Annotated in this window: 26 protein-coding genes; 21 read left to right on the top strand and 5 right to left on the bottom strand. The window is 33.1% G+C overall.

Going from position 1 to position 22,485, the window contains the following annotated elements; translation table 11 throughout:
- The first annotated feature begins 3 nt into the window (after nt 1–3).
- The 3 genes from OCV48_RS04065 (at nt 4) to OCV48_RS14030 (ending at nt 3,032) form a co-directional block, all read left to right on the top strand.
- Nucleotides 4–678 (top strand): HAD family hydrolase, encoded by a 675-nt coding sequence (locus tag OCV48_RS04065; RefSeq protein ID WP_147591229.1) that lies wholly within the window; start codon nt 4–6, stop codon nt 676–678.
- A 23-nt stretch (nt 679–701) separates the two neighbouring features.
- Nucleotides 702–2,582, top strand: a complete 1,881-nt coding sequence (locus OCV48_RS04060) for a DUF6077 domain-containing protein (RefSeq protein ID WP_317246810.1) — start codon at nt 702–704, stop codon at nt 2,580–2,582.
- Nucleotides 2,583–2,849: 267 nt separating this feature from the next.
- Entirely contained in the window at nt 2,850–3,032 is a 183-nt protein-coding gene (locus OCV48_RS14030; protein WP_147591227.1) for a putative ABC transporter permease, read from the top strand.
- A 205-nt stretch (nt 3,033–3,237) separates the two neighbouring features.
- On the opposite strand, the gene OCV48_RS04055 is transcribed toward OCV48_RS14030, so the two are convergent.
- Together OCV48_RS04055 and OCV48_RS14025 are read right to left on the bottom strand one after the other, a co-directional pair.
- Complete coding sequence (locus tag OCV48_RS04055; RefSeq protein ID WP_147591226.1) at nt 3,238–3,897, bottom strand: Crp/Fnr family transcriptional regulator; 660 nt, start codon at nt 3,895–3,897, stop codon at nt 3,238–3,240.
- A gap of 261 nt (nt 3,898–4,158) precedes the next feature.
- A complete protein-coding gene (locus tag OCV48_RS14025; RefSeq protein WP_394803230.1) occupies nt 4,159–4,692 on the bottom strand; it encodes a DUF6512 family protein in 534 nt (177 codons plus the stop codon).
- A 235-nt stretch (nt 4,693–4,927) separates the two neighbouring features.
- Here OCV48_RS14025 and OCV48_RS04045 point away from each other — a divergent pair, with 235 nt between their 5' ends.
- The 5 genes from OCV48_RS04045 to vapC all read left to right on the top strand — a co-directional run bounded on the left by OCV48_RS04045 (nt 4,928) and on the right by vapC (nt 7,165).
- Nucleotides 4,928–5,368 carry a hypothetical protein gene (locus OCV48_RS04045; RefSeq protein WP_021983502.1) on the top strand — a complete coding sequence of 147 codons (441 nt, stop codon included), beginning with the start codon at nt 4,928–4,930 and terminating at the stop codon, nt 5,366–5,368.
- Complete coding sequence (locus tag OCV48_RS04040; protein ID WP_147591224.1) at nt 5,325–5,513, top strand: YibE/F family protein; 189 nt, start codon at nt 5,325–5,327, stop codon at nt 5,511–5,513. The genes OCV48_RS04045 and OCV48_RS04040 overlap by 44 nt, the downstream gene beginning before the upstream one ends.
- A 235-nt stretch (nt 5,514–5,748) precedes the next feature.
- Nucleotides 5,749–6,429, top strand: coding sequence for an SGNH/GDSL hydrolase family protein (locus OCV48_RS04035; protein WP_147591223.1), 681 nt, complete (start codon nt 5,749–5,751; stop codon nt 6,427–6,429).
- A 110-nt stretch (nt 6,430–6,539) separates the two neighbouring features.
- Nucleotides 6,540–6,770 carry a type II toxin-antitoxin system antitoxin VapB gene (vapB, locus tag OCV48_RS04030; protein WP_021983504.1) on the top strand — a complete coding sequence of 77 codons (231 nt, stop codon included), beginning with the start codon at nt 6,540–6,542 and terminating at the stop codon, nt 6,768–6,770.
- A complete protein-coding gene (gene vapC / locus OCV48_RS04025; RefSeq protein ID WP_147591222.1) occupies nt 6,767–7,165 on the top strand; it encodes a type II toxin-antitoxin system tRNA(fMet)-specific endonuclease VapC in 399 nt (132 codons plus the stop codon). Before vapB ends, vapC begins: the two co-directional genes overlap by 4 nt.
- Before the next feature lie 15 nt (nt 7,166–7,180).
- Here the strand turns inward: vapC and OCV48_RS04020 are convergent, their stop codons facing one another.
- Nucleotides 7,181–8,044 carry a LysR family transcriptional regulator gene (locus OCV48_RS04020; protein WP_147591221.1) on the bottom strand — a complete coding sequence of 288 codons (864 nt, stop codon included), beginning with the start codon at nt 8,042–8,044 and terminating at the stop codon, nt 7,181–7,183.
- Nucleotides 8,045–8,334: 290 nt separating this feature from the next.
- Here OCV48_RS04020 and OCV48_RS04015 point away from each other — a divergent pair, with 290 nt between their 5' ends.
- The 13 genes from OCV48_RS04015 to OCV48_RS03955 all read left to right on the top strand — a co-directional run bounded on the left by OCV48_RS04015 (nt 8,335) and on the right by OCV48_RS03955 (nt 21,541).
- Complete coding sequence (locus tag OCV48_RS04015; RefSeq protein ID WP_147591220.1) at nt 8,335–9,408, top strand: phosphotransferase enzyme family protein; 1,074 nt, start codon at nt 8,335–8,337, stop codon at nt 9,406–9,408.
- A 31-nt stretch (nt 9,409–9,439) separates the two neighbouring features.
- Nucleotides 9,440–10,705, top strand: a complete 1,266-nt coding sequence (locus OCV48_RS04010; protein WP_147591219.1) for a class-III pyridoxal-phosphate-dependent aminotransferase — start codon at nt 9,440–9,442, stop codon at nt 10,703–10,705.
- Nucleotides 10,706–10,886: 181 nt separating this feature from the next.
- Nucleotides 10,887–11,669 (top strand): SDR family NAD(P)-dependent oxidoreductase, encoded by a 783-nt coding sequence (locus OCV48_RS04005; RefSeq protein WP_262558905.1) that lies wholly within the window; start codon nt 10,887–10,889, stop codon nt 11,667–11,669.
- Nucleotides 11,670–11,848: 179 nt separating this feature from the next.
- Nucleotides 11,849–12,253 carry a hypothetical protein gene (locus OCV48_RS04000; RefSeq protein ID WP_147591217.1) on the top strand — a complete coding sequence of 135 codons (405 nt, stop codon included), beginning with the start codon at nt 11,849–11,851 and terminating at the stop codon, nt 12,251–12,253.
- 221 nt (nt 12,254–12,474) lie between these two features.
- The gene (locus tag OCV48_RS03995; protein WP_147591216.1) at nt 12,475–12,876 is read left to right on the top strand and encodes a hypothetical protein; all 402 of its coding nucleotides are present in this window, start codon (nt 12,475–12,477) and stop codon (nt 12,874–12,876) included.
- A 33-nt stretch (nt 12,877–12,909) separates the two neighbouring features.
- Nucleotides 12,910–13,521 carry an HD domain-containing protein gene (locus tag OCV48_RS03990; RefSeq protein ID WP_021983512.1) on the top strand — a complete coding sequence of 204 codons (612 nt, stop codon included), beginning with the start codon at nt 12,910–12,912 and terminating at the stop codon, nt 13,519–13,521.
- The gene (locus OCV48_RS03985) at nt 13,514–13,921 is read left to right on the top strand and encodes a DUF3783 domain-containing protein (protein WP_147591215.1); all 408 of its coding nucleotides are present in this window, start codon (nt 13,514–13,516) and stop codon (nt 13,919–13,921) included. The genes OCV48_RS03990 and OCV48_RS03985 overlap by 8 nt, the downstream gene beginning before the upstream one ends.
- 256 nt (nt 13,922–14,177) lie before the next feature.
- Entirely contained in the window at nt 14,178–15,365 is a 1,188-nt protein-coding gene (locus tag OCV48_RS03980; RefSeq protein ID WP_021983514.1) for a pyridoxal phosphate-dependent aminotransferase, read from the top strand.
- A 57-nt stretch (nt 15,366–15,422) separates the two neighbouring features.
- Nucleotides 15,423–16,475: a histidinol-phosphate transaminase gene (gene hisC, locus OCV48_RS03975; RefSeq protein ID WP_021983515.1), complete on the top strand. Its 1,053-nt coding sequence runs from the start codon at nt 15,423–15,425 to the stop codon at nt 16,473–16,475.
- A 496-nt stretch (nt 16,476–16,971) separates the two neighbouring features.
- Complete coding sequence (locus tag OCV48_RS03970; protein ID WP_021983516.1) at nt 16,972–17,346, top strand: ArsR/SmtB family transcription factor; 375 nt, start codon at nt 16,972–16,974, stop codon at nt 17,344–17,346.
- A 98-nt stretch (nt 17,347–17,444) separates the two neighbouring features.
- On the top strand, nt 17,445–17,663 hold the full coding sequence (locus OCV48_RS03965; protein ID WP_021983517.1) for a cation transporter: 219 nt from the start codon (nt 17,445–17,447) through the stop codon (nt 17,661–17,663).
- Nucleotides 17,664–17,693: 30 nt separating this feature from the next.
- Nucleotides 17,694–19,598, top strand: coding sequence for a heavy metal translocating P-type ATPase (locus OCV48_RS03960; RefSeq protein ID WP_021983518.1), 1,905 nt, complete (start codon nt 17,694–17,696; stop codon nt 19,596–19,598).
- Between the two features lie 728 nt (nt 19,599–20,326).
- Nucleotides 20,327–21,541: an aminotransferase class I/II-fold pyridoxal phosphate-dependent enzyme gene (locus tag OCV48_RS03955; RefSeq protein ID WP_262559171.1), complete on the top strand. Its 1,215-nt coding sequence runs from the start codon at nt 20,327–20,329 to the stop codon at nt 21,539–21,541.
- A gap of 153 nt (nt 21,542–21,694) precedes the next feature.
- Here the strand turns inward: OCV48_RS03955 and OCV48_RS03950 are convergent, their stop codons facing one another.
- Nucleotides 21,695–21,904: a helix-turn-helix domain-containing protein gene (locus OCV48_RS03950; protein ID WP_021983520.1), complete on the bottom strand. Its 210-nt coding sequence runs from the start codon at nt 21,902–21,904 to the stop codon at nt 21,695–21,697.
- A gap of 13 nt (nt 21,905–21,917) precedes the next feature.
- On the bottom strand, nt 21,918–22,391 hold the full coding sequence (locus OCV48_RS03945) for a hypothetical protein (protein WP_021983521.1): 474 nt from the start codon (nt 22,389–22,391) through the stop codon (nt 21,918–21,920).
- Nucleotides 22,392–22,485: the final 94 nt, after the last annotated feature.

Genomic DNA, 22,485 nt, shown 5'->3' with positions numbered 1-22,485 from the left:
AATATGATTAAAGACACAACACAACCATCTAATTACACTGCCATAGTATTCGATATGGACGGAGTAATCTTCGATTCAGAAGTAGCGGTAATGAATTGCTGGCTTGAACTTGCTGTCCAATACGGAATTAAAGATATTATTAAACCATATATGGCATCCATCGGAACCACAGTTGCAGGAACCAAAGAGATAATGTTAGCCGAATATGGAAGTTCATTTCCATATGATGAGTATGCGAAAGAGGCATCAATAATGTATCATAAGAAATATGATGGTGGAAAACTTCCGATGAAAAAGGGAGTAGTTGAATTACTTGAGTATTTGAAAAATGATGGAAAGAAAATTGCCCTCGCATCATCAACACGCAGACAGACTGTTATGAATCAGTTGAGAGATGCTGATATATTGAAATATTTTGATGCTGTAATTTGCGGAGATATGGTTGGAAAGAGCAAACCAGCACCTGATATATTTCTAAAAGCCTGTGAAGAAATCAATGAATTACCGGAGAATACTTATGCTATTGAAGATTCTTATAACGGAATAAGGGCAGCACATACAGGTGGGCTACGTCCGATTATGATACCTGATTTGTTACCGGCAGATGAAGAAATGGAGAAATTAGCAGAAGTAATTCTTACAGATCTTTTAGAGGTTAAAGAATATTTAGATAAATAATAGATATAAAATATGTCTAAGAAATGGAGAGAAGAATGTTAAATTGTATTACAATCCCTATAATGCTTTTTCTATTATGTATTTTATTAGGTATATCAACAAAACGTATATTTCACTTTAGAAAAGAAAAAAATGTCCTGATAGTTGGATTTGTTGCATTTTTTGCATCATTTTTCCTAATATCAACGCCTTTTATGTTATTTGAAATAAAATTGTCATATATGATTTATATTTTGGAAATTTTTTATGGAATTATTATAGGTGTAGGATTGGTATTAGCTTGTAAATATTTGAAAAAGAACAAGGTAAACATAAAAGAAAAATGTAAAGTATTTTATATGAATAAATATCAATTTATACTTTTTATAGCCTTTATAACTATGGTAGCCTATCAAATAGGTTATGTTGTTTTTTTTCAGCATGCAGATATTGATGATAGTTATTATTTGGCACAGACAAATACATATTCATTTACGGATTATATTGGAAAGGTGGAGCCTTCATCAGGATTAACATTTTTAACAGCATCAAAACAATATGCACTTGTGAGTTTTGAAATTATATATGCTGTTATAAATAGAATATTCGGTGTCAATACAGCATATTTAGCCCATACTATATGGCCTGTATTTGCTATTATATGTCATTATGTTGTGGTATATGCTCTGGCAAAAAGAATTAAAGAAGCAATGAAATGGGAATTTTGCATACTTTATAGCGTTATTAATTTATTTAGTGGATTTACCGCATATACAGATGGTGCATTTTTATTGAACAGGATATGGCAAGGTAAAACAGTATTTGTAGCAATATTTATACCAATTATGATTTTGGAATTTATTGATATATATGAGAAAATCAATTTTCGTGAAATTATATATTTATGGATGATATTATTAGCAGGAATAAGTACTACAACTGTTGCTATATATTTATTTCCTATTTTATATTTCTGCTTGTGGCTTGGAGAGGGCATTGCAAAGAAAAATATAAAATCATTAATTGGACTTTGTATACCGATAGTCGGTATTATACCATGGGTAATAATTAAATTGAAAATTATGTATACAGCTGGAAATAGTGGTGCTTCAGTACAACAGTCTGTAACTGGTGGAGTGGATAATCTATCATACTCACAACAATTATTTTCCAGATTTTTAAATGGGCATAGTATAATTATTGTAGGATATATAATTGCGTTGGTTATAATAGGGATTATTGCTGATAAAAAGATACGAAGTGTGATTGTTTATCCTGCTATAGTACTTTTTATTACATTTGCAAACCCTGTATTTATTAAATATGTAGCACAATGGGTTACAGGTGTTGATGTATATTGGAGAATTTTCTGGTTATTTAATATATCTATGACATTTATTATAGGGACAATATTAATAATGGAAAAATGTAAAAATGAAAGAGAAGCGGTTATAGGTTTATTAGTGTCATTAGCAATTATATTAGCATGCGGAACCTCTGTTTTTGAAAATGGCGGTTGGAATGTACGGTCTAATATATATAAGTTAGATTCAAGTGTTATACAGATTGCAGATGCTATTCATAAGGATTCAAAAGAACATACTAAAATTTTATTAATGCCTAAGGATATGGCATATGGTATACGCGAATATTGTGGAGATATATGTACTATTGTTAATCGATATTCATATGAGTCATTTAGAGATAGTGGCTTAAAAGAAGAATATGATGTGTTGCAGAAAGAAATATACAATGCACTATATAAAGATCAGATATGGGATTCGGATAAGTTGAAAAATCAGATAAATGAGTTTGATATTGATTATGTTGTTATATATACAGGTTCTATACAGAATAATCAGATACCAGATGAATTTACTGCAATTTACAAAAATGATCAGTATATATTATATAGATGCTATTAAATAAATTTAAAGCTAAACAATTGTTTATAAAACGTTTATAAAACTTTAAGCTGTGGATATTTAAAGCCTATAATATAATCTAAATCGGAATAAATAATACTTTAGGATAAAAAGGATTTAACGTATGATAGGCTTTTTATAATATTTATGATTGGAAATATACTGGGTGTTCTTTTAGAGGGAACATTTTGTTTTATTGCTAAATGACACTGGGAGAGCCACGTTGTAACGATTTACGGTGCATTCAATCTGCTATAAGGCTGCGGAGTGCTTTTATTCTACGTGGGTGTGAAGCTGTTAAGCGATAAATCAACAATTTATAAAGTTATTGCATTGATGCTGAGTGCAACTGTATTGAAATTGATTTGCGGATTGTTGCTTAGATATGTGCTTGGAATGAAAGCGTGGGATTATAGCCATAAATTTTTGAATTATAAAGGCATCATATGACCGAAGTTTTCGATGATGTGGGGTGCCATTGCATATTTATTCTGTAAAATAAGTGTACATATTGATGAGGCTTTAAGAATATGCCATGGAAGATTATGTCACATAGTATGTGTGGCAATGGGAATTCTTAGATGACAAATTCGGTAATTAACTATAGTAATAAATTTGACAATCAATATCTGCAATTAACAATACCTCTCTATGATTATAGTAATTTAAAATAACTTCTATTCGTTTCAATATAACCCTGTTTCTGAAGTTTGCTGATTTCATAAGACATAGCACTTCGTTCAACACCCAGATAATCGGCAAGCTGTTGGCGGTTAAAGGGTATCGTGAATTCTGATGAGTGGCGGGCTTTGGCTTGGTCCGTCAGATAAGCCATTATTTTTTCAGAAGTCGTTTTGTGGGAATGATAGCTGAGTTTCTGAGTTAAAAGAATATTTTTGTTAGAAACAATGTAAAGCAGATTTCTTACAAGTGTATTGTGAAATTTATACTCGCTTGTATAAGAATTCAAAAGGATATTGCTATCAAGAAACATAATCGTGCTGTCCGTAGATGACATAATATCGATAGGAAGAGTCTTGATTTTACTGCATACAAATGCTTCAGCGAACATTGAACCCATAGAAAATGAAGCCGTAATGCTGCGGTTTCCGTAATAATCATCTTTAAGAATTTGTATTTCACCAGATAAAACAATTCCGATAAAATCTACCGGGTCCCCGGAGACTCGAACATATTCATTTTTAGAAAAATTCTTTGTATAGGCATTTAATTGCTTAAGTACATCTTGTATATCAGCTTTATTTATATTTGAAAATAATGGTAATTCAGCAAGCAAATCGATATAATTGTCCATACTAATCCTCGTTTCTGAGCGACTTGTTGCGAAGAGGCGATGAGAAATTCGCATAGGCGATTTCTCATCTGCCATAAAAGCTATTTGCTTTCGCTCCGAAACAAATAGCGATGTGAAAAATAAGTGTATCAACATTATTTTTCACATTAATCCTCGTTTCTGTATGTTGGAAATCCAACATATTTATTTTTTATATTCTAGTATTATTAGTTTGGATTGTAAAGGAGGATTTTAAACCATGAAGTGCATATGCAAATCTGATTAATAAGATAAATGAAAGTAAGAAATGATTGCTGTGAAGTCAGGTTCAGCAAACAGTCCTATCTTAGGAGGATAAAAAGTAAATATGAAAAATGCAATTGTTAATATAAGCAATATGATAAACGAGGTACATTCAGATGGAATGGCAGGTTTGTTATATTGCTTATTTTCTATGACGAGCGCAAGGATTACTCCGACAAAATAAATGGCTATATTTATAAAATCATAGTTTGTGCCAATTACACCGAGAATAGTATAAAATGCGGCTACAATGAAAATCATACCTGAAATTATCCCGATAACCCTTGCAGACAGAAAGTTAGAGGGAAGCTTAGAAGAATTAAAGAATATTTCTAACATAGTAAGAATAAGCATAGGGAAGAATAATAATTTTAAATGCTCCCAGGTGGACTCATTTGTTGCGGAGAAAAGTCCGACAATTGGATTATTGCCCGACCATTCATAGGTGAAATGAAGCAGAACACCAAGGATAGAGATAAAGATAAAACGGAGAAAATTAGTTTTAAAAGACATAAGAACCTCGTAAATATTTAGAATAAAGAATGTCGCTTGCGACATTCTCCGCCTGCGGCGGGTTGCTATAGCAACATTTTCTGCTACGCCGCAGTGTGATCCTCGCGGAGCTTTTTTTACTTACCAGGACAATTTCAACGAAATTTCCAGGTAAGTAAAAAATTATCACATAAAATATCATATATATAATTATATTCAAAAGTGTAGAAAATATAAATTCTATATAAAAAAACATATGAAGAAAAATTTCGCAAGAAAAGCAACGTGTTTAGCGATGCTTGCAACAATGACATTAAGTTACACACAGATTAATGCATTTGCATATGGCGAATATCAGTCAGCAAGTACAGCAGCACAGACAGATGGCAGTTCAGAATTTCAGAGTTGGAGAGACAATATCTGGCATACAGAAGGTAATTATGATAATTCAGCAAAAATTGCTTTGACACCTGGAAAGACAGAGAAGGATTTGAATTTCTCGTGGTATTCTAAGGATAAAGGAACACCTGCAGTAAGAGTATGGAAAGACGGTAACAAATCAAATGCAGTAATTGTTACAGGCGAAGCTAAAGATATAACAGCCGAAAACTGGCAGGGAAATATTTATACAGCTAAGAATCAGATATCAGTAAATGATTATTTATGCGTATGCTTATCAGATGCACCAGGTTCTTAATATGTATTCGGTTGGTATTGATATAATGAAAGGTATTGCGGGAACGATGGGAATAATACTTACAGTTCCGTTTATTTCGTTAATTGCGACTGCAATGTTATGTAGGAAGAAAAAACAACAAAACATACAATTCCTATTGACATAGTATGAATAAGGTGATATGATGTCATCATCTTATTTACACTATGTCATTTTTTTACTTACCAGAAAATTTTGTTGAAATTGTCCTGGTAAGTAAAAAAAGCTCCGCGAGAATCGCACTGCGGCGGAGCAGAAAATGTTGCTATAGATTATTATTTTACGATTAGCAATGTTTGACAGTATAGTGGCTGAATACATAATGATTAGAAGAATGACGATTCAGGAAAGGAGACGTGCAAATGAAGAGAATTTTATGTTTTGGTGATTCAAATACCTGGGGTCTGATAGCCGGTACTAATAGACGATATGAATATAGTGAACGCTGGACAGGACGTTTACAGAAAGCATTTAACAGGGAAGAAGTGCAGATAATAGAAGAGGGCTTGTGTGGAAGAACAACTGTTACGGAAGATACATATCGCATAGGAAGAGCAGGTTTAAAGCTGCTTCCGGTGCTTCTAGAGTCACATTCTCCACTTGATTTAGTAGTGCTTATGTTAGGAACAAATGATTGCAAATATGCTTATAATCCAACAGCAGAATCAATAGGTGATGGAATAGAAGTCTTGCTCAAACAGATTAGAAATTACTCAAAGGATTGTAAAATTCTGCTCATATCTCCAATTGAATTAGGCGATAATATAGGACGTTTTGATAAAGAATTTAATGACTATTCAATAGAGGTGTCAAAAGGACTTCCGGGAGTGTATCAAAATATTGCTGATAAATACGAAATAGATTATCTGAAAGCTTCCGCTTATGCTAATCCAAGTGATGTTGACAGAGAACATTTAGACGAAGAGGGACATAAGAAGTTAGCTAAGGCCATAACTGATAAGATCAGAGAAATCATATTGCCGCAAAAAACTTTATTAGATAATTACTCATCTGCCTCATACTTTCAGAGAAATAGTGCTTAATCAGAATTTATGTATAAAATATTTTCGTTGAAATATTCTGAATGGAGTATATTTTCTTTGACATTGGTATATATTATGGTATATACTAACCTAAAAGGAGGTGTTATATTATGATGACTGCAAAAATATTTAAAAATGGTAGAAGTCAGGCAGTCAGATTGCCGAAAGAATGCCGTTTTAATACAGAGGAAGTAGCTGTAAACAGGGTAGGAGATATTGTAATGCTTATACCGATGGATAATAAATGGGATAATTTTATTCAGGCAATAGATATGTTTACGGAAGATTTTATGGAGAATGGGAGAGAAAATCAATTAATACAGGAGAGAGAAGAAATATGAGATATATGTTAGATACAAATATTTGTATTTATTTAATTAAGCATAAACCACCTCAGGTTTTTGAAAAATTACAGGAACACAATCCGGACGAGATATGTATATCGGCGGTTACATACGCGGAATTAGTTCATGGTGTTGAAAAAAGTAAGGCAGTTGAGAGAAACAGACTGGCACTTACCATTCTTCTGTCTAATATAGAAATACTTGATTTCGATATGAAAGTGGCAGAAGAATACGGAAGAATCAGAGCGGATTTAGAGAAAAAGGGTACGCCAATAGGTCCATTAGATATGATGATTGCAGGACATGCAAAGTCACTTGGTTATACCATTGTAACTAATAATGTAGGAGAATTTAAACGGGTAGAGGGTTTGCAATATGAAAATTGGGTATAGCATTTAATTAGATTTTCATAGATTTTTAAAGAAATTTATTAGATAATTACTCATCTGCCTCATACTTTCAGAGAAATAGTGCTTAGAATTTGCCTGAAGAATTATGTATCGTTCGCACGAAACAGAAAGAGGCTTGAGACATATATTTTCATCATTAATATATGGAGCCCAGGTTTTAGATGGAATCAGTGCGACACCCATACCCGTCGAAATCAGTGCAAATATAGTTTCCCTGTTATCAAACTGCAAATGTGAGATAGGTGTAAAGCCGGCATTTTCACATAATTCGTAGGTTAATTTATATAATGGCAGATGATTCTGCATAGTAAGGAAATGCTCATCTTTAAGCATTGAAGGGGATATTACATCATAAGAAGTAAGGGGATTATTAACAGACATACCTATATAACACTCTTCCACAAGGAGGGGTGTTATATTTTCGCCCTCAACAGGCATATTAGACGAGTATAGATACAGGTCACTTTTCGGTTCTTTCGTATTAGGTTTGTCCTGATTAATATACATTTCCGTATCTGGGTAGGCACTCTGAAAGCCAAGAATAATTTCAGGCAGAAATTGTGTGGCGGCAGTAACAGAAAGCGACACTTCACGATATTGGTGGTTCTTATCCTTGATTTCTGCAAGCCCATAGTCTATCTCGTCAAGTGCTTTAGTTATATGTTCTAATAGAATTTTTCCATTCTGGTTTAATCTGATTCCTTTGCCTTCCCTATCGAATAAAGGTACTCCGACTTCCTCTTCGAATTGATGAAGAGATTTAGAAAGAGATGGCTGTGATATAAAAAGCTTATCTGCCGCTTTAGTTATATGTTCTAATTCTGCTGCCGTTTTAAAATATTTAAGATGAAGTAGATTCATAAGTTCCTCCTGATAAATGCTTAAAGTGTCTATAGTTTAAAAACTATATTATATATTTTGCTATGTAATAAGTTCACCGTTCGTTAAGAGTATACAAGTTCTTAGTGTCTATCTTTCATTCATTATATCACAATATTTTAATTATTCATAGCTAAATGGTTATGAATATATGCATATAAATATATTTGAAAATGCATATATAATGAATTATTATATGTGCCATAAGGAAGTAATAAATTACATCAGGATAAGGCACTTTATGATATGTATGAAATGAAGGTGATAAGATTATGGAAGAGAAAGTAAATATCAACAGAGAATGTAATGAAATATTATTACAAAATGCAGAAGAATCAAAACAGCAATTAGGTAGTACGTCAGAGTTTAAAGAGCATTATGAAGAACTTAAAGATGATATCGTCAAAGCATTTATCAGGGACTACGACCTGATGGATAATCCAGAGATTTCATTACTTAAGTTCTCCGAAAATATTATCTGCCAGGTAACTGAAAATGAACTGAAGCTGGTGCTTAGAATTAACAGGTCAGGCTACCACACAATGGAAGAGTTAGAAAATGAACTCATATGGATTACAGAGATTAAGAAACAGACAGATATTAATACTGCCACAATTTACAAAGGTATAAACGATAAAGTAATACAGCAGTTTAAGTCAAAGGCAGGAATTACTTATACATATAGTGTTCAGTCATTTGTAAAAGGCATTTCCATTAAAGAATTAAAAAACGAAAATCTTTACAGCCAGTTAGAAAACGTCGGTAAAATCGCAGCGAAACTTCATAAGATGGAAGAAAATAATCCTCATAATAAAGAGACATTTAAGAGATTTGCGTGGGATATTGAAGATACTCTTAGTGAAAATGCAAGATGGGGCTGTTATCTTAAATTTCCTGATATGACATCCGATGACAGGATAATATTTAAAAAGGCAGCGGATAAGATAGAAGCAAGGCTTAAGAAATATGGAAGAGGCATCGACAGATATGGACTTATCCATGCTGACTTACATTCGGAAAATCTGTTAGCAGATGATGATAAAATCAGCCTGATAGATTTTGATGATTGTGGCTTTAGCTGGTATCTGTATGATTTAGCAGGCGCGATAAGCCAGCAGTCAAAGAATCTCAAAGAAATGACAGCAGCATATTTAAAAGGTTATGAAACAATTCGTAGTCTCAGCCCTGAAGATAAAGCAGAAATAGAAACATTTATTCTATTAAGAAGATTAGTAAGACTTGGATGGCTGACTTCTCATAGTGATAATGGAATCATTGAAAGAGAGGGCAGAGAATACTACGAGGTAACTAAAGAAATGGTTATTATGTATTTAGAGAATAATTAACAAATCACAGTAAAGTTAAGGAGGATACGCTATGTTAGAGACATTACAGGATATTACAAAAGAGGAAATAATTGATTACAGTATGAAATATGTTAATCCCGGCAAGACACAGGAATGGATTGACAGAGGAATAAACATAGTTATCGGCAAAAGAGAGGGTTATACTTTCTGGGATATGGATGGAAAAAAATATTTAGACATTCATCTGAATGGCGGTACATATAACCTAGGACACAGAAACCCTGAAATCATCGAAGCTATGGTAAATGCGTGCAAATATTTTGACATAGGTAATCATCATTTTGCAGCAATTGGCAGGGCATTACTTGGCAAGAAAATGAACGAAGTCACACCAGAGGGCTTGCAGTATTGCGTATTCTCATCAGGTGGCGGCGAGGCAGTTGATGTAGCTATTAAGAGCGCCAGATTTGCTACAAAGAGAAAGAAAATAGTATCTATTAAAGGTTGTTATCATGGACATACAGGTTTCGCAGTATCTACAGGCGATCCTATTTTCAAAGATCCGTTTTTGGCACAGGGTGAACCGGGTTGTTTCGTACAGGTTCCATTAGATGACTTAGAAGCTATGGAAAATGAATTAAAGAAAGGCGATGTGGCAGCAGTAATAATTGAATCAATTCTTGCAACATATGGTTTCAAGATTCCGGCACCAGGCTATCTTAAAGCGGTTAAGGAATTATGTGAGAAGTACGGAACATTGTATATTGCTGATGAGGTTCAGACAGGACTTATGCGTACTGGTAAGATGTGGAGTATCGACTATGAGGGCTTCATACCTGATATGCTTGTAACAGCCAAAGGCTTCTCAGGAGGAATGTATCCGATTGCTTGTACCGTACTTAACCGTAAGGCAGCAGCCTGGTTATTCGAAGCAGGAAGAATGCATGGCTCGACAACAGGTGGTTCAGAAGTCGGCTGTATGGTTGCACTTAAAATGCTTGAGATAATTACAAGACAGTCAACAATCGATTTGGTACATAAGAATACAGGATTAATGACAGAATTTGCAAATGATATGATTAAAAAGACTGATGGTTTCCTTAAAGGCTACAGCCAGAGAGGCGTAATTATGGGAATGGAATTCGATGTGGAGGATGCAAGTAAGACAGTAACCAAAGCATTATTTGATTGTGGTGTATGGGCGCATAATTCAAGACTCCGTCCATATGTATTACAGTTTAAGTTAGGTTTATTAGCAGATGATTCATACATTGATGAATTATTTACCAAGATGGAAAAAGGTATTATGTTAGCTGCCGAAAGAGCAAAAGCCTGAGCAGAGGCAGAAGTAATCTAAAGGATGAAAACGTTGGTTTATGGAGTGAAAAATAGTATAAAAACGTTGGTTTATGGAGTGAAAAACAGTATAAAAACGTTGGTTTTCGTTAATTTTCGTTAGATTATAGCTTTGGATTCTAAAAATAGTTAAACAGATAGATATATGAGGTGAAATGCTTATGTTTAGTTTTGAAAATCAGGTGTGCCTGATTACAGGTGCGGGAAGTCCTACAGGAATCGGTTTTGCAACAGCCAAAGATTTGGGACTTCTTGGCGGAAAAATATATATGATTGCAACAAGCGACAGAATATTTGAACGTGCAAATGAATTAAAAGAACTTGGAATTGATGCGAAAGGTGTGATATGTGATTTACGCGATGCAAGTCAGGTCACTAAGACGATTGCAGAAATTGAAAAAGAAAGTGGAAAAATCGATGTATTAGTAAATAATGCAGGAATTAATTCGACCTCTAACCACACCGTATATGATAAGAAGAGCCAGCCTAACTTTGCAGAACTTGAAGATGATGAATGGTACAGAGTCCTAGACATTAATATGAAAACTAACTATAACGTGAGTAAAAATGTTCTAAAGATTATGAAGAAGAATAAATATGGAAGAATAGTCCACATTTCCTCGGTTATAGGTCCTATCGTTACACAGCGCGGACTGGCTGCTTATGCAACCGCGAAGTCAGCAATACTTGGAATGAGCAAGACGATAGCCCTAGAAGAGGGCATAAATAATATTACAAGTAATGCAGTTTTGCCAGGCTGGATTAACACAGGAATTCTAGATGAAGCATCACTTAAATATGGAGAACATACACCGATAGGCAGACCTGCGAGAGCCGAAGAAGTGGCAAGTGCAGTAGTGTTCTTTGCATCAAAAGAAGCTTCATATGTTACAGGACAGGAATTGATTGTAGATGGTGGAAATGTAATTCAGGAGTGTAAGTAAATGGTTATAATTATTTTTAAATTCATTGTAATATATATTTGTCTATGTTAATATCAGATATATAAATAGAGGTCCTTTTAGCTTATGGTTGAAGAACCTCTTAGCTTATGAAGTTTGAGTGCGTGATATTAAATGCAAATGTAGGATATTAACATTGACGAAAGGTAATTATATAAAATATGGATGAAGATTCAGAAGTTATAAAAAAGAAAAATAGTGGCTGCCTGATACAATTATTAATTATTTTATTATTAATCATTGTTTTATTTATTGGTGGAAAAATTCTATATAAGAGATTAAATGAAAAGGTTGTAGATAAGCAAAGTAATGATGGATATACAATTGAATTAGTTGCAATTGATAATATTAAATGGCCGTTTGGAAGTTGTAAAGGCCGTCTGGTATTGAAAAATAAAGATAATAAAGTAATATGCAGACAAAAAATAGAAGTTAATAATGATGGAACAACAATTGATAAGTCGAATTGGAAAGTTGAATGGAAGGCAGATAGAGTGGTTGTAACGATAAAGGGATATGATGATTCAGAAGAAAAAATATATACATTATTTTTAGTGAATAATTAAGATTTTGAGCATAGATATGTATTTATATGCATACGTTAAAGCAAATTTGATATGATACCTTTAGGCAGAAAGATTAAATATAAAATCTGTTACTTTAGAGGTATCATATATTTGGTTTAGGGTGCTTTTTAATTAGAATTGTGGTAGAATATATTAATAATTTAGTAGGTTTATATTTAAAAATGTATTGGGAAAGGAACGTATATAATATGAGAAAAATTATGGCAGCAATTATTATAGTATTCGCACTCATAGTAGTTGGAGTTACTGGCTTAGTAATTAAGAATAATAAATCTGAATCAGATATCACAGTTCTGAAAGATATTAAAGAAATTAAGTCTTTTGAGGTACAGTATAAAAATGACAATGTGAAAATAACGGATAGTGATACAGTCAAAGAAATGACAGAATTATTAGATGGTAAGGCAAGAAGAGATAAGAAATCAGATGACAGAAAAGGTTGGATATATAGAATAGATGCATTTGATAATAATGGTAAGGCAATTACATCTGTTACAGTTATTAGTGATACAATGATAAGAATAGGCGAAAGAGTCTATACCTGTGATAAGATAGATATTTCAAAACTTGATGAATTAACGGAAATAGATAGAGAAAAATAATATATATAAATACAGAAAGGACAGGTAATAGAGTTGGATACAAATAAATCAGATAAAGAAAGACTAGACAAGCAGTTTGCATTTGCAAGGGAATTAGATAAAGAAAAATTAATAGGCAGGCAGACATATTTAGCTAATGGTGAGAGAAAAGAAAATGATGCTGAGCATGCATGGCATATGGCTATAATGGCGTTAATCTTAAGCGAGTATGCCAATGAAGAGATTGATGTGTTAAGGACTATTTCGATGATATTAATTCATGATGTTGTAGAGATAGATGCAGGTGATACATATGCATATGATGAAAATGGTAAAAAGAGCCAGAGAGAGCGTGAAGTAAAGGCGGCAGAGAGATTATTCGGAATGCTTCCAAAAGACCAGGCAGTGAAATTTAGAAATCTCTGGGAAGAATTTGAGGCACAGGAGACGAAAGAGGCTAAATTTGCAAGGACTATGGATAACATTCAGCCAGTCGTACTCAATGATGCCAGCGATGGTAAATCGTGGGTTGAGCATGGAGTTCATTTGAGCCAGATACTTAATAGAAATAAGAATACGGCTAAGGGTTCAGAGGTTATCTGGAATTATGCAAAAGAGAACTTTATTGATGAGAATGTCAGAAAGGGAAATATTATAAATGACTGATTTGATAATGTATAAAATAAATGAGACGTCAAAAGAAAAACAGGTAGTTAATCTGTGTAGAAAATTAGGTCTTAAGACAAGAAAATTAAAAGATTCTGATGCAAAGATTACAGTTGGTACACTTACAGGAAATAGTAAAATAAATGCATCACCAGACAACCAGATGTTGAATACTGCAAATCAGAATGTTCCGATGGGTTACTCACTTCCTGAATTAATTGTATTTTCAGGACTAAAAGATAATAAATTAGATGAATTTCTTGCAGAATATAAGAAAATAGGAATTTCACCGATTGGCTTAAAGGCTGTAGTTACCATTCATAATGTCAACTGGACAATGTATGAATTGGCAGAGGAATTGGTAAGAGAAAGAATTTCAATTATGTGCGGAAAAAATTAATTCGATTATGTGCAGAAAAATTAATTCGATTATATTTGGAAAAGATTAATTGACTTTACAGAGTAATTACAGAATGGTATAACAGAATACAGAAAAATTTAAATATAGAAGATAGTGTGCAGCAGACATCACAGTTAGTTCCTTCATGGGAAATATTTCTTACGGCGTTTTCTTGTTATCGTAGGATAAATCTTAAACCTTAGGAATTTTATCAGCATTTTCAGAGATGTGATACGCCTGCGGAATGGAGATTATTATGATATCAGAAAGAATGAAAGAATATGTGCAGGGTAGTTCGGTAATCAGAGCAATGTTTGAAGAGGGAAAGAAGTTAGCAGATAAATATGGTGCTGAAAATGTATATGATTTCAGCCTTGGTAATCCAAATGTTCCTGCACCTTCAGAAGTAAATCAGGCGATAAAGGATATACTTGACGAAGAAGAATCGACAATGGTGCATGGATATATGAGCAATTCAGGTTACGAAGATGTAAGAGAAGCAATTGCAGGAAGCATTAATAAGAGATTTGGAACAAAATTCAATGAGACCAATATATTAATGACAGTTGGTGCAGCAGGCGGATTAAATGTAATCTGTAAAACACTTTTGAATAAAGATGATGAAGTAATAGTATTTGCTCCATTTTTCGGCGAATACAAATCTTATGTAACTAATTATGATGGTAAACTTGTTGTGGTTTCACCGGATACAGAACATTTCCAGTTAAATCTTACAGAATTCGAAAGTCTTATTAACGAAAAGACAAAGGCAGTAATCGTAAATAATCCTAATAATCCAACAGGTGTTGTTTATTCAGAAGAGACAATTATTAAACTTACAGATATTTTAAAGAGAAAACAGAAAGAATTAGGTACAGATATCTATCTTATTTCGGATGAGCCATATCGTGAACTTGTATATGATGATGCAGAAGTTGTATATCTTACTAAATATTATGATAATACGATAGTTGGATATTCATATAGTAAATCTTTATCATTACCAGGAGAGAGAATCGGATATCTTGTATTGCCTGATGAATTATCAGACAGTGAAAATATCAAGGCAGCAGCAAGTGTAGCTACAAGAATTCTTGGCTTTGTCAATGCACCATCACTTATGCAGAGAGCAGTTGCAAGATGTGTGGATACAGAAGTAAATATTGCACCATATAATAAAAATCGTGAATTATTATATGGAAGTCTTAAAGAATATGGCTTTGAGTGTATAAAGCCACAGGGAGCATTTTATTTATTCGTTAAGACACCCGGAGATGAAAAGACATTTGTTGACGCAGCTAAGAAATATAATATTTTATTAGTTCCCGGTAGTGCATTTGCGTGTCCAGGGTATGTAAGAATTGCTTATTGTGTATCATATGAGACAATTGTAAATTCGCTAGATGGTTTCAAGAAACTTGCAAAAGAGTTTGGCTTGTTATAAAATAGTTAGCGTTATGAAAATATAAATGGCAGATTTATTTGCAGAAACGAGGAAGAAATGCAGGCTTGGAAGAACAATATTAGAAAAGTTGTGCCATATGTTCCGGGTGAACAGCCACAACGAAAAGTAATAAAATTAAATACAAATGAGAATCCATATCCACCGGCAGAAGGTGTTAAGGAAGCATCAGAGAAGTTAGACACAGATTGTCTTAGATTATATCCTGATCCTGAATGTATGTCACTTCGTACGGAATTAGCATCATATTACGGAGTAAATACAGATAATATCTTTGTAGGTGTCGGTTCAGATGATGTATTATCAGTTGCATTTATGACATTTTTCAATTCCGATAAGAAGATACTTTTTCCGGATATTACATATTCATTTTATAGTGTGTGGGCAGATGTATACAATATTCCATATGAGAAAGTTCCTGTTGATGATACATTCCACATTATTAAAGAGGATTATTATAAGGAAAATGGTGGTGTTATATTTGCTAATCCGAATGCACCAACTGCAATATGTGAGTCAGTAGATTTTATAGAAGATATTGTAAAGCATAATCAGGACGTAATAGTCATTGTTGATGAGGCTTATATTGATTTCGGTGGAGAATCAGCACTTAGTCTGCTTGATAAATATGAGAATCTTTTAGTAGTCCAGACATTTTCAAAGTCACGCTCAATGGCAGGTATGAGAATAGGTTTTGCAATAGGTAATCCTGAATTAATTAAGGCAATGAATGATGTCAAATTCTCAATCAATTCATATACAATGAATCAGAATTCATTAAAGGTCGGAATAGAAGCTGTAAAAGATAAGAAATATTTCGAAGAAACAATTGAAAAGATTATAAGAACAAGAGAAAATACTAAGAAGAGATTAGCAGAATTGGGCTTTGAATTCACAGATTCAAAAGCTAACTACATTTTTGCAACACATAAGAAATACAATGCTAAAGATATATTTGAATACTTAAAGAGTAAAGACATATTCGTAAGATATTTCAATTCACCAAGAATAGATAACTATTTACGAATCACAATCGGTACTGATGAGGAAATGGATAAGCTTATCGAAACATTAACAGAATTCGTGAAATAGGTATAATTTATTAAAATCAAAATATAATTTGAGAAATGTGCAAATTACATTCTTATATCATATGTATCATAAATCGTAAAGAAACAATAGAAAGACGTTATCACTAAAGTGGTTTCGTCTTTTTTACTTACCAGGAAATTTCGTTGAAATTGTCCTGGTAAGCAAAAACGCTCCGTGAGGATCGCACTGCGTCGGAGCAGAAAATGTTGCTATAGCAGCCCGCCACAGACGGAGAATGTAGCAAGCGACATTCTTTATTCTTTTGTGTATAGTAAATATAGAATAGTAAATTAATTCACATTTTATTTGAAATAGTTTTATTTGAAATGATTTTATTTAAAATTTTATTTAAAAATATAAAATAGTGTTGACAAATTCAAAGATTAGTAATAACATAACATATGAACAGATATTCATATGTAAATATGATAAATATAACAATAGATTTAATTTAACTTTTTCAAAATGAATTGTCAGGTGTGAAAGGAGGGTTTGAATGTCAGAAAGAGAAGAGATTGATAATATCGAAGAAAGCTGTGAAGTTGAACATCATCATGACAATGTTGTAAAACGTGTATCAAGCATTATGCCGGACGAAGAAATGTTGTATGATTTAGCAGATTTCTATAAGGTATTTGCAGATTCGACAAGAATTAAAATACTATACGCATTGCTTCAATCGGAATTATGTGTATGTGATTTGGCAGAAGTGCTTGGAGCGAGTCAGTCAGCAGTTTCTCATCAGCTTAGAATGTTAAAGCAGATGAAATTAGTTAAATTCAGACGTGAGGGTAAAGCAATTGTGTATTCACTGTCAGACGACCACATTCAGAACATATTAAGTCAGGGATTTGAGCATATAACTGAATAAATATTTATATGCCGTAGAACGGAACAATTCGTAGACATCAAATTCGGGGACTTTTGAACCCGATAGCATATTATCTAGAAAGAAAGGTTGGTATTATTATGAAAAGAGCTTATAAAGTAGACGAATTAGATTGTGCAAACTGTGCAGCAAAAATGGAGAGAGCAGCAGCTAAGGTTGAGGGTGTAGATTCTGTAGCAATTAATTTTATGGCACAGAAAATCACATTGGAAGCCAATGATGACATATTTATGGAAGTTTTAGACAAAGTTGAGAAAGTAATGCAGTCTGTAGAGAAAGACGTAAGTATCGTAAGATAGTCAGAAAGTAAAATATATAGGAGGCAGCCTATGAAGAAATTAAAGAAGAGATTATATAGAATTATCGCCGGACTTATAGTATTTCTTTTGGCAAGATTTTTACCTCTTAACAGCATATTTTCGGTAAGTGATGTTATGATAGACAACATTCAGCTTATTATATATTTAATAGCATATTTTATAGTTGGTGGCGATGTTGTAAAGGAAGCAGCAGAAAATATATTGCATGGTCAGGTATTTGATGAGAATTTTCTTATGACGGTAGCAACTGTAGGAGCATTTTTAGTATCTGAATATCCTGAAGCTGTTGCTGTTATGTTATTCTATCAGGTAGGTGAATTATTCCAGTCTTATGCAGTTAATAAATCAAGAAAATCAATTGCAGAACTTATGGATATACGACCAGATTATGCCGTGGTTAAGGAAAATGACGGAAATCTTGCAAAAAAAGATCCATATGACGTAAAAATTGATGACATAATTATCGTTAAACCAGGTGAAAAAGTAGCACTTGACGGTATAGTTGTAAACGGAAGCGCAAGCCTTGATGTATCAACCCTTACAGGCGAAAGCATTTTAAGAGATGTTGATGTGAATGATGAAGTAATTAGTGGTTCAATTAATAAGAACGGACTTATTGAGATTAAAGTTACTAAGGAATTCTCAGAATCTACAGTATCTAAGATACTTGATCTTGTTGAAAATGCAAGTGATAAAAAGGCAGAAACAGAGAATTTCATTACTAAATTTGCTAAATGGTATACACCAATTGTATGTGCCTGTGCATTAATAATTGCAATTTTTCCGCCATTAATTTTGAATCAGGCATTTTCAAGCTGGATATACAGAGCACTTACATTTTTAGTTATTTCATGTCCATGTGCATTAGTAATATCAGTTCCACTTAGTTTCTTTGGTGGACTTGGTGGAGCATCGGCAAATGGTGTGTTAATTAAAGGAAGTAACTATATTGAAGCACTTTCTAAATGTAATTCTGTTGTATTTGATAAGACAGGAACACTTACTAAGGGTTCATTTAATGTAACTGAGATAAATGCTGCTAATGGTGTGAATGATAATGAATTATTAGAATATGCTGCATTTGGTGAGAGCTATTCAAATCACCCAATAGCATTATCTATAAAGAGAGATTATTATAATAAATTCGGTACAGATGAAAAGAGTCTTACAGATAAGACAAAAGAAGCAAAAGTTACTGAAGTCGCAGGTCATGGTACAGAGATTAATGTAAATGGCAAAAATATTTGTGTAGGTAATGGTAAATTAATGAAGAAAAATAACATTACTTATACAGAATATGAAGGAATCGGTACAGTAGTATATGTTGCGGTTGATGGAAAATATATTGGTAATATAATCATTTCCGATGAGATAAAAGAAAATTCCAAAGAGGCCATTGCTAAGCTTGGTAAATTAGGAATAGATAAAACTGTAATGTTAACAGGTGACCGTAATGCAATCGGTGTACTTGTCGGAAAAGAACTTGGAATTAAGAAGGTATGTGCAGAATTACTTCCAGGTGATAAAGTTGATAAGTTAGAATCATTGTTAGAAGAAAACAAAGGTCAGGGTGTATTAGCATATGTCGGAGATGGAATAAATGATGCACCTGTACTTGCAAGAGCTGATGTCGGAATAGCAATGGGTGCTTTAGGTTCAGATGCCGCAATTGAAGCAGCAGATGTAGTTCTTATGGATGATAATCCGCTTGGAATCGTTAAAGCAGTCAAAATCGCAAGAAAGACAATGCGGCTTGTTACAGAAAATATCGTGTTTGCGATTGGTATTAAAATATTAGTTTTAGTCCTTGCAGCACTTGGTATAGCTAATATGTGGGCAGCAGTATTTGCGGATGTCGGAGTCGCAGTTATTGCAATTCTAAATGCATTAAGAGCATTGAAGATGCCTAAATAAATCATAGAGAATAATATATAATTTTATAAATGAATTTAAAAGAGCAGATGGAGAAGTAACTGTAATCGTTACCATCTGTTCTTTTTATATTATAGAGTTTGAATAGAAAATAAAAAACAAATCAATTCAAAATGAACTCATGCATAAAAATGAACTTAAATACAGAAAAAAGTTCATTTTATTTGCAAAAACGCAAAATTAAAATTGAACTTTTATGAATATTATGATATTATATAGCAAATGAACAAATAACAGTTTAACAGAAATGGAGATAGTGAAAAAAATAATGCCGATGCGATTATTTTTCTCACAGCTATTTGCTTTAGAGCGAAAGCAAATAGCCTTTATGGCAAGTCAGAAATCGCATCTGCGAATTTCTGACTGCCTCTTCGCAACAAGGTGCTCAGAAATGGAGATTAGTGTATATGGATAGTTCAATTTTTTCACAGAGAATGAAAAGTGCTATGGATAATAAGGGCTATAAACAGGTAGACCTGCTTAAACGAGCGGAAGCGGCGGGTATTAAACTTGGAAAGAGTCAGGTTAGTCAATATGTAAGTGGCGATGCAGTTCCAAGGAAAAATATAGGTGAATTTATTGCAAATGCACTTGATGTAGATATAGATTGGCTATATGGAACAGATAATACGACAAAGCCAATGAAGAACAAAAATGGAACAGATAAAACCAATAATAATATTAAGAAAAATGAATCAGGAGATGTTAATATGAGAACTTTTAATAAATCATCAAAATTAGATAATGTTTTATATGATGTAAGAGGCCCGGTTGTAGAAGAGGCTAATAAGATGGAGGCAATGGGAACCAGAGTGTTGAAGTTAAATATCGGTAATCCGGCTCCATTTGATTTCAGAACTCCGGACGAAATTATATATGATATGTCATCACAATTAACCGAGTGTGAGGGATATTCAATGTCTAAAGGTTTATTTTCAGCAAGAAAGGCCATTATGCAGTATTCTCAGATTAAGAATATTCCTAATGTATCTATTGATGACATTTATACGGGAAATGGTGTTAGTGAGTTAATTAATCTTAGTATGTCAGCACTTTTAAATGAAGGTGATGAAGTGTTAGTTCCATCACCGGATTATCCACTTTGGACTGCCTGTGTAACTTTAGCAGGAGGAAAGGCTGTACATTATATCTGCGATGAACAGTCAGAATGGTATCCTGATATTAATGATATTAAGAGCAAAGTTAATTCTAACACAAAGGCTATTGTAATAATTAATCCAAACAATCCGACAGGAGCACTTTATTCTAAGGAAGTTCTTGAAGAGATCGTAGAAGTTGCAAGACAGAATCAGCTTATTATTTTCTCTGATGAAATATATGACCGTTTAGTAATGGACGATGAAGAACACGTATCAATTGCAAGTCTTGCACCAGATTTATTCTGCGTTACATTTAGCGGACTTTCAAAATCTCATATGATTGCAGGCTTTAGAATCGGCTGGATGGTTCTTAGTGGAAATAAGGCAATTGCAAAGGATTATATAGAGGGAATAAATATGCTTTCTAATATGAGACTTTGTTCAAATGTTCCTGCCCAGTCTGTTGTACAGACAGCTTTATGGGGACATCAGAGCGTTAAAGAATACATTGTGCCTGGTGGACGAATCTATGAACAGAGAGAATATATTTACAAGGCATTGAATGATATACCTGGTATCAGCGCAGTAAAACCAAAAGCAGCATTCTATATTTTCCCTAAAATAGATGCTAAGAAGTTTAACATTGTAAATGATGAGAAGTTTGCTTTAGATTTATTAAAAGAAAAGAAGATTCTTATTATTCATGGCGGCGGCTTTAACTGGAAAGAGCCAGACCATTTCAGAGTTGTATATCTTCCAAGAATCGAAATATTAAAAGATGCAATGGAAAACCTTGAAGATTTCCTTAAATACTATAGGCAGTAAAATACTAGCTATTTGTTTCTAAGCGAAAGCAAATAGTTTTTATGGCAGATGAGAAATCGCCTACGCGAATTTCTCATCGACTCTTCGTATCAACACGTTTTGTCCTATAACTTATAAAAAATAAGAGTGCAGAAATGCACTCTTATTTTTTACTTATTCTTCATCAATGTATTCAAAAAGGTCACCAGGTTGACAATCAAGTGCTTTACAAATGGAATTCATAGTTTCAAAGCGAATACCTTTCATTTTACCTGTTTTAAGATTCGAAAGATTGACATTAGTCATATTTATTTTGTCAGCTAATTCGTTTAAAGACATTTTTCTATCTGCCATCATTCTGTCTAATCGAACAATTATTGCCATTTTCTACCTCCTGTTATGCAATACTATCGATATCTTCCTGAAGTTTTGCACCATATTTAAAAATTTCAGAGACAATTCCAATAATTGTACCGATTAGTAAAATAAATGTTGTTTCACTTCCTAAAGATAAATTAAAAGTTATCGAGTTAGTATGTTCGAGCATCATTGAAACACATTTAGAAATAACACTTGGCATAACACCTGCAAGCATAGTGATAACGGCCATACATTGAAGTTTAATAATTACCGACTTGGTAAATGGTGTCTGTTTCTTGTGGATATCTTGAAAAATTAAAGTTAAGAGACCTGAAATAATTGCTGCAAATATCGAATATAAACCATGTTTTAAATCAGTAATATCTTTGTATAGAAAGAACTCGAAAAGGCATATGAAAGCAGTAACTAATACAGCTATAAATATTACTATTGTAAATATTCGTTCTATTGACAAGCTGTTGTCAAGTTCTTTGATGTTTGTGTTATTCATATAATAATCCTCCTGATTTATAAAATTTAAAGTGTTACTTTAAAAATTTAACTTGATAGTGAAATTATATGCAAAGATTTAAACTTTGTCAAGT

Source organism: Bovifimicola ammoniilytica, from assembly GCF_025567085.1.
Taxonomy (GTDB): domain Bacteria; phylum Bacillota; class Clostridia; order Lachnospirales; family Lachnospiraceae; genus Bovifimicola; species Bovifimicola ammoniilytica.
This window is presented reverse-complemented; position numbering and strand designations above follow the sequence as displayed.